The sequence below is a fragment of the Pseudomonas typographi genome (assembly GCF_014694385.1).
In the GTDB taxonomy this organism is placed as follows: domain Bacteria; phylum Pseudomonadota; class Gammaproteobacteria; order Pseudomonadales; family Pseudomonadaceae; genus Aquipseudomonas; species Aquipseudomonas typographi.
The window spans coordinates 1-208 of sequence record NZ_JAAOCA010000208.1 but is presented as its reverse complement, the minus strand read 5'-3'; the positions used below and the strand labels follow the sequence as shown (position 1 = coordinate 208).

General features: G+C 60.1%; 1 pseudogene. It reads left to right on the top strand.

The window, feature by feature from the left end:
* A pseudogene (locus HAQ05_RS28410) lies at positions 1–208 on the top strand (hypothetical protein); the annotation flags it as partial.

Here is a 208-nt window from a genome sequence, read left to right as displayed (position 1 = left end):
CGAAGGGGAACCAAGACTTTTCCGTGCCAGGGGTTGGGCCGTCCAACGGCACTGCCATCGTCATCCCCAATGGGGCTTACAGCAGCAGCCAGATTCAGTTCGAAACCGAGATGCTGGACGGCATCGCCCGGGTCTACAACTACACCCGAACATTCGCGGCCAGCACCATCGCTTCGGGGACCATGCGGTTGATCGTCATGAGGTGGAG